We start from the raw sequence: 13,396 nt of genomic DNA on the forward strand, positions 1-13,396 counted from the left end.
CTTAGGCCGACCACGTGCAGCGTTCGGTGAAGGGAAGAGCGAGACCCGGCCGCGGCCAGTCGTAGGCAAAGACAGCACCGCGGTCTGCAGTCGTCACATAGGCCGTGCGAAGATCCGGACCACCAAAGCACACGTTCGTCACTCGGGTGTCGGCGACCGGCGGCTCAATGAACTCTTCGCCACGGCCGTCGGGACTGATGATCGTCACGCCACCGCGGCGCAATGTGGCAACCGCGAGGTATCCCTCACCGTCGACCGCCATCGAGTCGAAGAGGTGGTAGCCCGCTTGGGCGTTGAGGAGACGTGCTCCCGTCCCCGGCACCGCTTCATCCGGTGCGGCGAGTACGCCAGGAGCCGTTATGGCCCACTCCCAGACGCGACCTGTCGGCGTCTCGGCAACGTAGAGCTTCGTTCCATCCGGTGACAGCGCAATCCCGTTGGGGCTCGTGACCGGCTGAGAAACGCGCGGCTCGTGAATGAGTTCGGTCGCGGTGCCATCGGCGGCGACGTAGTAAACGCCACCAAGTTCTGCAGTCCGCGCAAGCGTCGCGCCGTGGTCGGTGAAGTAGAAACCACCGTGTTCGTCGAAGACAAGGTCGTTGGGGGCGACGAGGGGGTGACCGTTCACCTCGGTGAGGTATTCGCGGATCGTACCCGACGCATCCATGGTGTAAATGCCGGGAGTGCCGACATTGTCGGGCACTGTACCGCGGGGCGCTGGCGCGTTCTTGCCTTCCGTGTTCTTCATGAAGGCAATAGCGATTCCGGAGCAGATGTAGATCAGACCGTCGGGCCCGACCGCCAGAGCGCTCGGGCCGCCGGGCACGCGTGCGACGTCCTTCACCGCACCCGTCTCCGTGTTGACCGCGTGGATCCACCCGGAGGCCACATCGGTCACCAGCAGGGTCCCATCGTTCAATGCGAGCGGGCCCTCCAGGAATCCGAGCCCGGATACGATTTCTCTCGCTATATACTCAGCCACTAATCTTCTCCGAATTCTTGAGCGCTCTGAGATACCGCCTTAAAGCTGGCCTCCTGCGCATCCGCCCGCTCCCGCAAATGGGTCAGATCGCCTTTATGGGTAAGGCAATAGTCGAGACCTGTTTCAACCGCCGCCAGCACCATCTCACCGACTACCGCTGGGTGGAGAGGGGCGTTCTTCACGGGTCGCACGCGTTTGTAGGGGTACGCCACGACCTCGCGTTCGGAGGATCGTTCCTCGGGCGTGCGCAGGCGTTCGCCCGTGGAAATGCGGGTGCGGACGTTGCTCGGGTGCACCACCGTAACCCCGATGTCGTCGCCATGATCGGCGAATTCTTCGCGCAAAAGCTCCGAGAGTGCGTCTACCGCCGCCTTGGATGCGATGTACATTCCGTGCCCAGGCACCATGGCGAGCGACGACATGGACGAGGTGTTGACGATGTGCCGTCGTCCAGTCTGGAGGCGCATCCGGGGAAGGAATGCCAGTAGGCCATTCACCACGCCGAAATAGTTGACCCGCATCGCCCATTCGAAGTCCTGAGCGGATGCTTCCCAAATCGCCCGAAATGGACGGAGGGTTGTGCCGGCGTTGTTGCACAGGATGTCGACCTGCCCGTATGTCGCGTAAGCCGTGTCGGCGAGAGCCTGGATGGATTCGAGTGACGTGACGTCGGCCTGGACTGCGACGGCGGCGCCGCCCTCCTCCGTGATGTGAGCGGCGACGCGTTCCGCTGCATCCAGTTCAATGTCGGACACGACAACCCGAGCACCGCGACGGGCGAAGGAAACGGCGATAGCCTCGCCGATTCCTCCGCCCGCCCCGGTGATCACCAAGACGGATCCGTCGACAGTCAGCGCATGGCAGCCTGTCTTATCGCTCATGATTCGGGACGGTATTCGGTCGGCGTGAACTCCACCTGCATGGCGCTGAACCCACCTGCGGCTGCGTCAGGGATCCAGCGCGGCGTCTCTTCCTTCGTGTGCAGGTCGGGGAATGCGCGGAGCAGCTTGGGCAGCAGTGCCGCCATCTCCAGACGGACGAGAGCGCGGCCCAGGCACATGTGAACTCCGGCGCCGAGGGACAGGTGCGGGTTCGGGTCACGTGTGATGTCGAACCTCTCGGGGCTCTCGAAGACGCGCTCGTCCCAGTTAGCAGAGGGAATGATTCCGACGACCCAGTCGCCTTGGCGGAACCGCGTACCGTGGAAGTCGATGTCTTCATTGACAACACGAAGCCGATTTCGGGCTGGTGCGTTCCAGCGGAGAATCTCTTCCGTGGCGGGCTTGATGAGCTTCGGGTTGTCGAGAAGGAGCTTTCGCTGGTCAGGGTTCTCCATGAACAGCCACGTGCCAACGCCAATCGCGTTTCGTGTCGTTGCGAGGCCACCGCTAACGATAGAAACGAACCACGTTGCCATCTCATGGATGCTGAGCTTGTCTCCGTCGACTTCGACCTCGCCGACCAGTGTGGCGAAGTCGTCCTTCGGTGACTTACGGCGCTCAAGCGCGAGCTGAGTGCAGTACTCAATCAGCCGCTCGCGTCCATGAATCGAGGTGGCCACAGGGTCATTGTCAATCGTGAAACGAGGGTCAGCTGCGGCAAGGAACTGCCAGGCCGCTTCGCGGAGGATGGGCCAGTCCTCTTCAGGAACACCGAGCAGACGCAGGACGACTCGCACGGGAAGCTCCGCCGCGATGTCTTCGATGAGGTCGGCGGAACCCTTAGGAGCGAGTTCGGTGAGCAGTTCATCAACGAAGCTGTCGATATCGTGACCCATACGGCCAACCGCTGGAGCGCTGAAGTGCTTGTTCATCGGGCGGCGGTACACGCCGTGAAGCGGCTCGTCGAGGTGCGAGATCTGAACGATCTGGTGCAACTGGTAACGCTCTTCTGGCGTCGTGCGCTTCGGACTGCGCGGCACACGCGTGCCCACGCGCGAGCTGAAGTCATCGTTGGCCATGAGCAGGTCACGCAGGTGCTCGTGGCGCGTAAGGAGCCAGTAGTCCTTACCGAACGCTTCGTCGTTGACCTTGCGAATCGGGTCTTCGTCACGCATCTGCTTGAATGCCGCGTGATAGTCCGCGGTGACATACCAGTTCGGGTCGAGAATTAGGTTGTCGTACTCCGACAGATCCGTGCTGGTTGTGGTGTTCATGCTGGTATCCATCCTGTTCAGTCGCGCATCCGCGCGCGTAGGTCGTTGAGTTGACGCTCTATCGCTCCCCGAAGCGAGCCCAGGTCACCAGCACCCGTACCGAAATCGGTGCCTTCGAGGCCAAAGTTAAGGGAGCAACCCACGTACTTTCCTACAGCGTGAGCTGCATCGCGCACGGCATTCCAGTGCTCTCGGAGTTGGTCCCGGTCAGCGTCGAGGTCGATCTCCAAGTCCTGCGACAGGTCGGCAGGTCCAAAGAATATGAAGTCGACGCCGTCCACGGCAGCGATTTCCGCGATGTTCTCGACCCCACGCTGCGTCTCAATAAGAGGAATGACGAGACCATTCGAATTTGCATGAGAAGAGTATTCATCCCAGTGGCGACGCGACCAATCGGCAGCGGGCACACTCGGGCAGAACCCACGACCACCAGACTCATAGCGGCTGCCGCGAACCAAGGCCGAGAGCTGCTCGGCGCTCTCTACCTTCGGAATGATCACCCCAGAGGCGCCCAAGTCGAAGGCCTGCTGCACCAGCGCCGGGGACGCCTCCAGCAGTCGCACCAGCGGAACTAGACCGCTGTTCTGAGCAGCCCGCACGTGCTCCAAGATCTCTCTCAGACCGAGGATGCCGTGCTCCGCGTCAATGATGACGTAGTCATAACCGACGGCGCCGAACAATGAAGTCACGTTCGGGTCCGAGGACGTAACAAAGGCCCCGATGGGTTGTGTCTTGTCAGAGATCAACTCCATGAAGCGAGAGCGGGCTTCGACGCGACTGGTCCTCATACTGATCCTCTCCGATCCGCTACGCGACCTTAGGTCCAAAATTGGCTGAACCACGCTGGGCGATCGTCTACATAGCAGAATCCAAGTCTGCTGTGGCTAACTTTACGCGAGCCGCGTGTTCTGGTCAACATAGGCCTGTGCAAACAGAAAGGGGCCTGATGGTAGAAATCGCCACCAGGCCCCGGTCCTGGACCTACTGAGCAGCAGAGATGCTCGGGAGCCAGCTAATGATGTCTGGGAAGAAAATCATCAGCACCAGGAACCCGAGACTCACTGCGATGAATGGCAAGACGCCGATGAAGACGTCACCCAGAGTTACCTTCTTCCCGAGGTTGACCTCGGGATTCTGCGCCATTCGATGCACGATGTAACCGAGCACTCCGACAGGCGGCGTCACGATCGCGATTTCCGCGAGGATCACGAGGAACACACCAAACCACAGCATGTCCACGCCGAGAACTTCGAGAGGGGCCTGAAGCAGCGGCACCGTCAGCAGCATCATCGACAGGGGGTCGAGGAACATGCCGAGAATGAGGTAAAGCACGATCAGCACGAGCAGCATGCTTACGCGGCTCAGATCCCAGCTAATCAGGAGGTCCGACAGACTCTGCGCTACACCGCTGAGAGCCATGACACGCGTGAGCACCGAGACACCGATCAGCAGCAGGAAGATACTGCCGGTCGAAATCACGCTCTCGCGGACTGTGCTTCCGACGAACTTTGCGGTCGTCTTCCAGCCGCGGCTGCCCTTCTTGAAGGAAAGCCAACTCACCAAGAGTGCGGCAATCGCTCCGAATGCGGCCGATTCCGTCGCAGTGAAGATACCCGCCATCAGGCCGCCGATGACGACCAGCACTACAAAGGCGATGGGAATGACGCCGAGGAACGACCGGAATCGCGTGCCCCATGTGACGCCTTCGAGCTGAACCTTGGGAGCGATCGAGGGATTGATCATTGATCGCACGATGATCATCACGCCGTAGCCGATAGCGAGCAGCACTCCGGGAACGATACCGGCGAGCAGCTGAGGGCCCACCGGAGTCTGCGCAATGCCGGCGAAGATCACCAGCATCACGCTGGGCGGAATGATCCCGCCGAGCGTTCCCGCCATTGCGACAGAACCAGTCGCCAGCCGCGGACTATACCCGGCTTTGAGCATCTCGGGCAGCGACATCTTTCCGAGTGCGTACGAGATACCGATCGTGCTGCCGCTGCCGGCGGCGAGGCCGGCGCCGGCGAAGTTCGTCGCGACAGCCAATCCGCCCGGGATTCCGCCGAGCCACTGATGAGCGGCGCCATAGGCCTTGGTGGCAAGCCCGCCGCGCCAGAAGGCGATGCCCATGAGCACGAATAGCGGGATAACGCTGAGCGACCAACTGGCCACCGAGCTGAAGGCGATCTCCTTCAACGACCCTTCAAGGACGCGGGTGCCACCGAGGGCCAGCAGGCCGATGCTCGACGCGATAATCATGGCGACGCTGATGTAGATGCGCAGTGCAAGCATCAGAAGCATGAGCAGGATCACGAGATATCCGATAGTGACTCGGCTCAGGTCAGCAAAGAACATCAGGCCGATGATTACAACCGCCGCGGCGAGAATGCCGAGAGCGAGCATGGATGGGGTCTTGCCCTTCGCAGGCTCGGGCCTGGTCGCTACGGGCGTGGTTAAGGAGAGCTCAGTCATTTGTGGTGCCTTCCGGAGTACGCCAAGCGCGGTATGCCCGAGCTAGGCCAGCGAGCGCGAGAAGCACGAATCCCACTACGAGTACCCACTTGATGGGCCAGACTTCAAGCCAAGTGGTTCCACGCGCGGTCTCGCCTTTCGCCGTGGAATTCATGGCAGCGTCGGCGCACAGGAACGCGAGCCAAATCGACATGCCGGCGAGGGAAATGGACGTGAACGAGTCGATGATCCGTCTCGGCAGCCCGTGCATCCGGTCGGAGACAATAGTTACGTTGATGTGTTCGCCAGCCACCTCGGTGCCTGCAAACGCCAAGAGAGCGATCGTCGGCATCCACCAGTTACTCACCCACTCGAGGGTTCCGGGTAGTGGCTGGTTGAAGAGGTAGCGGCCTGTGACATCGGCTGCGATCTGGAGCGCCATCACGGCGAGCACTATGCCCGCAATGACCGCTGCGACTCCGGAAAGCCGTTCGATTAGCCGCACGAACGCCGGCGGCTGCCACGGCGCCGCAGAACGTTCGCCGACAGCGACGCTGCTTTCGGTCATGTTGATACCTTTCGTATCGGTTTTGTGTTTGATCAGTTCGGGGCTCCTGACCGAGGATTTCCGGCCAAGAGCCCCAACTGATGGGAGCGTAACCCCTTATTTCGGAAGGGTCGCGCGGAGCGCCTCTGCGAAAGTGTCCCAGTCGATTTTGTCGTGCGGGGCGCTGTAAGAGGCACGCACCTGCTCGACGCTGGTGCCCGTCAGGGGAAGGTCCATTTCTTCGACAACGATCTGCTTCCACTCTTCAGTCAGCTCGGAGAACTGATCGAGGATTTCCTGAGCCTCTGCGGCGTCGACCGGCGCACTATCCGCCATCTTCGCGAAGCGAGCGTCTTGGAACTCGGTAAGAACCTCATTTAGCTCCGACGCGTCAACAATCTCTACGTCCATGCTGTCGATGTTTTCGATCGCCTCGGCGTACTGCTGAAGTACCTGCTTGGCGTACTCGACCTGCCAGTCCACCGTCGCATCGATGAGGATCTCCTGAACCTCGGCGGGGAGCGACTCGAACCGCTCGGTGTTCATGATGTAACCGGCGCCGGGCGTTGCGTTGAGGGTCGCTGGCACGTAGAACTTGCCAACCTCATACAGGCCGGTGTCGGAGTAGTAGGGGGCTGAGACGGAAACGCAATCCATGATGCCGCGCTGCATGCCCTCGTAGAGCTCGGTTGCCTGCGCGAACATGGACGTCATTCCCAGAGCCTCGACCTCGGCGGCCGAGTTACTGCTGTTGGTGCGTGTCACCTTGCCAGCCGCCTTGTCAAGCGTCGAAACGTCGGACGTGCACAGCATGTCGAAGTACTGCGAGCCGGCCATGTAAAGAGGCATGACGCCATGCGAGGCATATTCTTCCTGGAGCGTCTCGTTCTGCCGGTTGAGTGCCGTCGTAGCGCCGTAGCTCTCCAGGATGCCCTGGGGAAACGACTTATCGGCAAGGTTTCCGGCCTGGAGCAGCCACGCGCCGAGCGGAATATCCTGCGGGGAGAAGCTGGTCGAGTAGAACGCGATGTCTGCGACGCCGTTCGAGACGCTGTCGAGCGCCTCCGTGGCTGGGAACAATGACCCCGCCCAGTACGGCTCAAAAGTTACTTTGCCGTCCGTTCGCTCTTCTACTACTTCGAAGTACTTTTCCGCGGCGTTGGCAGCGAATCCACCCAGAGGCTGTAGGTCTGCGAACGTGAGGACGACCGGCTCCATCGCGTCAAGACCTTCACCGGACGACCCTGCATCATTTGCACCTGCGGAAGCGCACCCGGCAAGAATGGCGCCGACGCCAGCGATGGCCAGGACGGCCGCGCTTGTCCGCTTTGCGCGGCTGGTTGTTGTGAACATGTTTCTCCTCTTTGAGAATGGTTCGGGATTTGGAGAACCGCGTAATACGTACGGCGTTACAAGCCTCTCGAAACCGTAGGCGCGGGTCGGTCCATATCAGCACACGGAGAGTCTACGGTCAAGAACTACGTTCTGCTAGAATAATGACGCAGCGACGTGGCCGCTTCCTGCAGCGGTCCATGCGAGAACAATGACGTTAGGAAAGCAATGCGAATCGACCTTTCCGGTGCCATTCAAGCTCCGCCCACAGTGCCTCCCGTGCTGGCGAGCGACCCGGGAAAAATGGCCGAACGTTCTTCTGAGGTCTTCGAAATTTTGCACCAGGCATGGGCCGCCGTGAGGAATGAGTTCACACCAGAAGTTGTGCATTTCATTCATGCTCGAATACTCAACTTGCTTACCGATAGCGACTATGCAGAAGACGGCCGCGCCGTCCCCGGTGGGGAGCACCTCGGCGCGGTGATCGATCAGTTCGTGGACTACGTACCGGAACTTGATGACAACTTGCTCGACCCCGTTCGCGAGGCATTCGGCGCCGATCGCATCCGCGATGTGCTGGAAGCCATCTATGTAACGGACCAACTGACCCGCCTTCACATCACCCACAGCAAACTGTTCGGTACGAAGCCGGGACTACCAGTTTCTGCTCCTGAGCTGCCTTTAATGGGTCTGCAGAAGGCCGGCATGGTGTGGCATGACAAGGCACTCAAGCTCGTCAATCTCGACTCACGGACAGCCGAGGTCACGCGACTCCGCGGCGCGTTCTACCACACCTGCCGCATGTGTATGACTGTGCGCGTCATGGAAAACGACGCAGTGATCGCAGAGCCGGAGTTGGTCGCGGCGGTCCGCAACAACGAGCTCGAATGGCTCACTGAGCGCGAGCGGTTAGCTCTTCGCTACGCAGACGCTCACATGATCGACCCGCAAGAGCAACTCGACGACGAGCTCCTCGCAGGCCTCCGAAATGAGTTCTCAGAGGAAGAGCTCCTTGAAATGACCCTGGACGTGACGGCGTGGAACCACCAAAAAGTCGCGGTTCCACTTAAGACAGACACCCCGTTCCGAGACGGTGAACTCAGCGCGCTTCTCATCGACTCCCAGGGGCGAGTGAAGTTCGGCCGTTCACTCGGACCCGTACCAAACTTCGCATCAAACTAGAAAGGAACCCACATGGGACGCATGGACGGCAAAGTTGCCATCATCACGGGAGCAGCAAGCGGGATGGGGCTGGCTGCAGCCCAACTGTTCGCCGAAGAAGGCGGAAATATTGTCGCTGCCGATGTCAACCTTGAGGCGCTCGAGCGCGAAATAGAGGCTTTTAGCGGAGTCGAAGGCCGGGTAGCGCCGGTAAAGCTTGATGTTTCCTCGGAGGACGATTGGGCTGCCGGCGTAGAGTTCGCGGTCGAGAAGTTTGGGCACGTTGATGTACTCGTCAACAACGCCGGAGTTCAGCGATTCAAGGGTGTCGTCGACTCAACGATGGACGACTGGAACTTCGTACTCTCGGTGAACCTAACGGGGACTTGGCTCGGCATGAGAGCTGTCATCCCGGAGATGCAGAAGCGTGGCGGCGGTTCCATCGTGAACGTGTCTTCGATAGCAGCGATCGTCGGCGGGCCCTCCGACGGAGGAAGCGCGGCTTACAGCGCTTCGAAGGGCGGGGTTCGGTCACTTACGAAGCACGCTGCGCAGTGGTTTGCCAAAGACAACATCCGCGTAAACTCCATCCACCCGGGAGCCGTTTACACGGCAATGGCCCGTGGGACCCGGGAAGAGATCGAGGCTCGCCTCGTCGAGATGGTTCCGCTCCCCCCGCATTTGGGTGAGGCATCTGACATTGCTTACGGCATGCTCTACCTGGCTTCGAGGGAGTCCAAGTATGTGACAGGCGAAGAGCTGGTTATCGACGGAGGCTGGACCACCCGGTAAATTCCCCCCGCTTGTACAAAAAACGGGGCCCTGTTCGTTCAACTCGAACAGGGCCCCGTTTCTAATAGCTGCGTCGGCTATACGCGGACATGTAGGGGATCGAACAACGTGCCCGGCGCGTACACGCCGCCAAAAAAGTCCACGGCGGCCGGTGCGAGCGTAACCTGGGGAACCACAAACCCCGTGACGCCCTCAGGTGCTGGCGCCGCCAGAGCACCGCTTAGCTCGGCCAGCAAGAGACGGTCCGGCGCGCCGTCCACTCCTGCGATGGTGAGCGTTCCCTCTCCGTTCTCGTCGAGCACCAGCCACGGGTCTTTTACTATGACGTCCAAGAAGCCCATGTGGGCGCTGAAGCGCACCTGCCCGGTTAGGCGAAGGGGCCCGCGTAAGTCAGAAGCGCTAAAGTCCGTTGCCTCCGCGACGGAAAAGTAGAACTGGCCGTTCGGCAGAACTCCGCTGCCTTCGGCCAACTCTACTTCTCCCCCGCTTCGCCGAACATATTTAGTGAAAGTCGACTTGACTGCCCACGTCATTCCGGTGGTTTCGACCTGCGCCCGCATCCGAAGTGCTATTTTGCTCTTTGACCCAGCGTGACTGGGAGCGAGGTCGGCCCGTAGATCATCGCGTTCAAGAAGGTCAAGTCCTCGAAAGGAACCGCGAGCTTCATGTCGGGGTATGCCTCGAAGAGACGGCGGAATGCGATCTGCAACTCGAGTCGCGCCAGCCCCTGTCCGAGGCACTGGTGGATTCCGAATCCCAACGCAAGCTGGTTCTTGCCACCCCGTTTCAGGTCTAACTTGTGAGGATTTGCGTAAACCTTGGGGTCACGGTTGGCGATCGCGGACCACAACAGCAGACCTTCCCCTTCCTTGATGACCTTGCCACCGACCTCGATGTCGGCAGTGGCCTGGCGGAAGTGGACGGTCTGGTTCACGCTCGTGTAGCGCAGGATTTCCTCAACAGCAGCTGGCCAGCGCTCAGGATCTTGGGTGACCCACTCAAGCTGCTCCGGGTTCTCCAGTAGCAAACCCGTTCCCATGGCGATCACACTCGCCGTCGAGTCGAATCCAGCGAGCACAAGCAGGACCAGCAGGTGCTGCAGATCCTCCTTGGAGATTTCCCCAGTGCGGAGGCTGTCTTTGACGATGCGCCCCATCAGCCCATCGCTGGGGTTGGCGTCTTCTTCGTCGATCTTGCGCGAGAAATACTCGAGCATTTCCATGCTGTCCCGTCGCGCATCCACCGGGTCTGCGGTGTGGCTGAGGGCACTGGCAGCTCGCGCGTTCATGTACGGCCCATCCTCCTCAGGGAGGCCGAGGAACTCCAGCGTGACCGTAGTTGGTATCTTCTTACCGAACTCGGCGAGAAGATCAACCTCTCCCTTGCCTTCCATTTCGTCTAGAAATCCATCGACAAGCGCCTCGATCCTGGGACGAAGCTTTTCAATGTGCACCGGCATGAAGTCCTTAACAAGGATCTTCCGGATGGCCGTGTGGCGGGGCGGGTCCATCCGGGTCAGCGACGTACGTCCGCCTCGCGTTGCCGCCTGAGTTGCACTGGTGATGGGGAAGCCGGGTCGGTTCATGTCGGATGAGAGGTTCTTGTTCGCCAGCGTCCGACGCACGTCCTCATACTTCGTGACGACCCATACGGGGACGTCGTCCCAAACCTGCATGCGAGGCATCTCGCCGGACTCGAGCGCGTCAAGGCCCCACTTGGGCGGATTTAGTGGGCTTTCGCGGGGGAATGGCCACTTGGGCAGCAGCTCTACCTCAGCCGTTGCGCCCTGCTCAGCAGTCATGTTCTGAACGTCATTGTTAGACACGTTTACCTCTTTCGTACCAAGTTAAGGCCATATGAAGAATGCGGTTCCGACATACAGTACAGGACAGCCCGAGGAGCGCGCTAGAGGATGCGGTAGCGTTCCTCACGAAGCCCAACGAGGCCTCGTTAGGAACGCCCAGCGATCCATATCAGAAGCGTTCGCCTGCATCCTGAACACTCCTTGGGAGGGTATTGATTTGCTTGACGGACCTGAAACAATCCCGTAGCCTTCTTGTGTTCCGCTGTGAGGAAGATCATTCTTTATAGAAATGTGAAATTCCTGTCGCCTACCCGGTGCGAGGAACATCTAATCCAAATACGTATGTAGACGAGGGAACAAATGAAGTTCACTGACCCGGATCGACTCAAGTTCGGCATCTTCACCGCGCCGTACCACAAGCCGACGCTCAACCCCACTGTCTCGTTCGAGCAGGACATCGAACTGATTCAGCACCTGGACCGCCTCGGTTATGACGAAGCATGGATCGGCGAGCACCACTCCGGTGGCGTCGAGAACATCGGCGCACCGGAACTCGTGATCGCTGTTGCCGCTGAGCGCACCAAACACATCAAGCTCGGCACGGGTGTGCAGACGCTCCCGCTCCACAACCCTTTCATGGTCGCCGAGCGCATCACCACTCTGGACCACCTCACCCGCGGCCGCGTCATGTTCGGCGTGGGCCCCGGCCAGATGGCCACGGACGCACGCATGATCGGACGCGACCTGCGCGACAGCCGTCCGCGCCTGCAGGACGCGCTTGACGCCATCCTTCAGCTGTTCCGCGGCGAGACCGTCAACATGAAGACGGACTGGTTCGAACTCGTCGACGCAAAGCTCCAGATCCGCCCCTATTCCGACATTGACGTCGCGGTGGTCAGCGTTATGTCGCCTTCCGGCCCCCAGGTCGCTGGCAAGTTCGGTACCGGTCTCCTGTCCGTTGCCGCAACCGACCCCGCCGGTATCGAGCGTCTCGCAGGTCACTGGTCGATCGTCGAAGAAGAGGCTGCGGCGCACGGACACACCGTGTCGCGCAAGGACTGGCGCATGGTCGGCAAGGTCCACCTCGCCGACAGCTACGAGCAGGCTCGCGAAGACCTGAAGTACGGCCTGCAGTGGTTTGTCGACTACGGCACGCGCGTCAACCCGGCGCCGGCGCAGGACCTGAGCGACTTCGACGCCCTCCTGGACCGCATGATCGCGTCCGGCAACTTCGTCGTTGGTACGCCGGACCAGGCCATCGCCCAAATCGAGCGCCTCATCGAGAAGTCGGGCGGGGGCTTCGGAAGCTTCCTTATCCAGGATGCGGACTTCGCCCGGTTCCGTGCTCGTATGCACAGCTTCGAACTGTTCGCGCAGGAGGTTATCCCGCACTTCACCGGCGCCAGCAAGAGTCTGATTACCTCCTACGACGAGGTCATCGAAGGTGGAAACTTTAACGCGCAGGAAACCGCCGACGCGCAGAAGGTCTTCATCGAAAAGTTCAACGCAGAGCACGAGCACGCCTGATCTAACACTATGCAGAAAAAGGCCCCCAGCCAGAGGCAATATGCCTCGGAACGAGACTGGGGGCCTTTCGCTGTATTGAGGCGCAAGGAGGCGCCGCATCAGCACAAGAATTCGAAAAGATATGAGGTCCTGTCTATGGACAATTTGAAACGTCTCCTCGCGATAGAGGAAATCAAGAATCTGAAAGCAAATTACTTCAGGTTTATGGATACGCGGCAATGGGACGAGCTCGAAACCCTCTTTACCCCTGACGCCGTGTGCGACGTCAGTGTCGCGGCCGTCGTGCTTCCACCGGGATCGACCGATGACCCGTGGAATAGTCCTGCTCGGCGTGCTGATGGCGTATACCGGCGGCCGGAACTTCCGCGAGTACATCGAGTCGCTTCTCAAGTCTGATCGTTCTGTGCACCACGGTCACATGCCGGAGGTCTCGTTCGAGTCGCCGACTGAGGCGAGGGGCATATGGGCAATGGAGGACATCCTTGAGTTCCCCGAGGGTCATATCGTTCGGGGAACGCCGATCAGGCGGGTGAACGGGCATGGCCACTATCACGAGACCTACCAAAAGATAGACGGCGAATGGAAAATCTCGAGCTTGGCCATTACCCGCCTGCGCGAAACGCGCTACTGAACCACGTAAGGAAT

At 60.2% G+C, this 13,396-nt stretch carries 14 protein-coding genes; 5 read left to right on the plus strand and 9 right to left on the minus strand.

The genetic code is table 11. The annotated features are described in order from the left end of the window. Nucleotide 1 precedes the first annotated feature (1 nt). The 7 genes from AC5RVV_RS09350 to AC5RVV_RS09380 all read right to left on the minus strand — a co-directional run bounded on the left by AC5RVV_RS09350 (nt 2) and on the right by AC5RVV_RS09380 (nt 7,488). On the minus strand, nt 2-982 hold the full coding sequence (locus AC5RVV_RS09350) for an SMP-30/gluconolactonase/LRE family protein (protein ID WP_494001042.1): 981 nt from the start codon (nt 980-982) through the stop codon (nt 2-4). Then, complete coding sequence (locus AC5RVV_RS09355; protein WP_494001043.1) at nt 982-1,863, minus strand: SDR family NAD(P)-dependent oxidoreductase; 882 nt, start codon at nt 1,861-1,863, stop codon at nt 982-984. Before AC5RVV_RS09355 ends, AC5RVV_RS09350 begins: the two co-directional genes overlap by 1 nt. Next, complete coding sequence (locus tag AC5RVV_RS09360; RefSeq protein ID WP_494001044.1) at nt 1,860-3,137, minus strand: cytochrome P450; 1,278 nt, start codon at nt 3,135-3,137, stop codon at nt 1,860-1,862. Before AC5RVV_RS09360 ends, AC5RVV_RS09355 begins: the two co-directional genes overlap by 4 nt. A gap of 17 nt (nt 3,138-3,154) precedes the next feature. Then, the gene (locus AC5RVV_RS09365; RefSeq protein WP_494001045.1) at nt 3,155-3,925 is read right to left on the minus strand and encodes an HpcH/HpaI aldolase family protein; all 771 of its coding nucleotides are present in this window, start codon (nt 3,923-3,925) and stop codon (nt 3,155-3,157) included. Between the two features lie 193 nt (nt 3,926-4,118). Beyond that, nucleotides 4,119-5,609 carry a TRAP transporter large permease gene (locus tag AC5RVV_RS09370; protein ID WP_494001046.1) on the minus strand — a complete coding sequence of 497 codons (1,491 nt, stop codon included), beginning with the start codon at nt 5,607-5,609 and terminating at the stop codon, nt 4,119-4,121. Continuing rightward, nucleotides 5,602-6,156, minus strand: a complete 555-nt coding sequence (locus AC5RVV_RS09375) for a TRAP transporter small permease subunit (protein ID WP_494001047.1) — start codon at nt 6,154-6,156, stop codon at nt 5,602-5,604. Before AC5RVV_RS09375 ends, AC5RVV_RS09370 begins: the two co-directional genes overlap by 8 nt. A gap of 96 nt (nt 6,157-6,252) precedes the next feature. After that, the gene (locus tag AC5RVV_RS09380; protein ID WP_494001048.1) at nt 6,253-7,488 is read right to left on the minus strand and encodes a type 2 periplasmic-binding domain-containing protein; all 1,236 of its coding nucleotides are present in this window, start codon (nt 7,486-7,488) and stop codon (nt 6,253-6,255) included. 207 nt (nt 7,489-7,695) lie between these two features. Here AC5RVV_RS09380 and AC5RVV_RS09385 point away from each other — a divergent pair, with 207 nt between their 5' ends. Both AC5RVV_RS09385 and AC5RVV_RS09390 read left to right on the plus strand, forming a co-directional pair. Beyond that, nucleotides 7,696-8,649, plus strand: a complete 954-nt coding sequence (locus AC5RVV_RS09385; protein ID WP_494001049.1) for a carboxymuconolactone decarboxylase family protein — start codon at nt 7,696-7,698, stop codon at nt 8,647-8,649. A 12-nt stretch (nt 8,650-8,661) separates the two neighbouring features. Continuing rightward, the gene (locus tag AC5RVV_RS09390) at nt 8,662-9,420 is read left to right on the plus strand and encodes an SDR family NAD(P)-dependent oxidoreductase (RefSeq protein WP_494001050.1); all 759 of its coding nucleotides are present in this window, start codon (nt 8,662-8,664) and stop codon (nt 9,418-9,420) included. Nucleotides 9,421-9,497: 77 nt separating this feature from the next. Here the strand turns inward: AC5RVV_RS09390 and AC5RVV_RS09395 are convergent, their stop codons facing one another. Then, nucleotides 9,498-9,980: an HtaA domain-containing protein gene (locus AC5RVV_RS09395; protein ID WP_494001051.1), complete on the minus strand. Its 483-nt coding sequence runs from the start codon at nt 9,978-9,980 to the stop codon at nt 9,498-9,500. 8 nt (nt 9,981-9,988) lie between these two features. Beyond that, entirely contained in the window at nt 9,989-11,221 is a 1,233-nt protein-coding gene (locus tag AC5RVV_RS09400) for a cytochrome P450 (protein WP_494001052.1), read from the minus strand. A gap of 363 nt (nt 11,222-11,584) precedes the next feature. On the opposite strand from AC5RVV_RS09400, the gene AC5RVV_RS09405 reads away from it, so the two are divergent. The 3 genes from AC5RVV_RS09405 to AC5RVV_RS09415 all read left to right on the plus strand — a co-directional run bounded on the left by AC5RVV_RS09405 (nt 11,585) and on the right by AC5RVV_RS09415 (nt 13,382). Then, a complete protein-coding gene (locus tag AC5RVV_RS09405; protein WP_494001053.1) occupies nt 11,585-12,751 on the plus strand; it encodes an LLM class flavin-dependent oxidoreductase in 1,167 nt (388 codons plus the stop codon). A 135-nt stretch (nt 12,752-12,886) separates the two neighbouring features. Then, nucleotides 12,887-13,147: a nuclear transport factor 2 family protein gene (locus AC5RVV_RS09410; protein WP_494001054.1), complete on the plus strand. Its 261-nt coding sequence runs from the start codon at nt 12,887-12,889 to the stop codon at nt 13,145-13,147. Then, a complete protein-coding gene (locus AC5RVV_RS09415; protein ID WP_494001055.1) occupies nt 13,056-13,382 on the plus strand; it encodes a nuclear transport factor 2 family protein in 327 nt (108 codons plus the stop codon). The genes AC5RVV_RS09410 and AC5RVV_RS09415 overlap by 92 nt, the downstream gene beginning before the upstream one ends. Nucleotides 13,383-13,396 lie beyond the last annotated feature (14 nt).

It is taken from the genome of Arthrobacter sp. MDT2-34-1 (genome assembly GCF_059091365.1).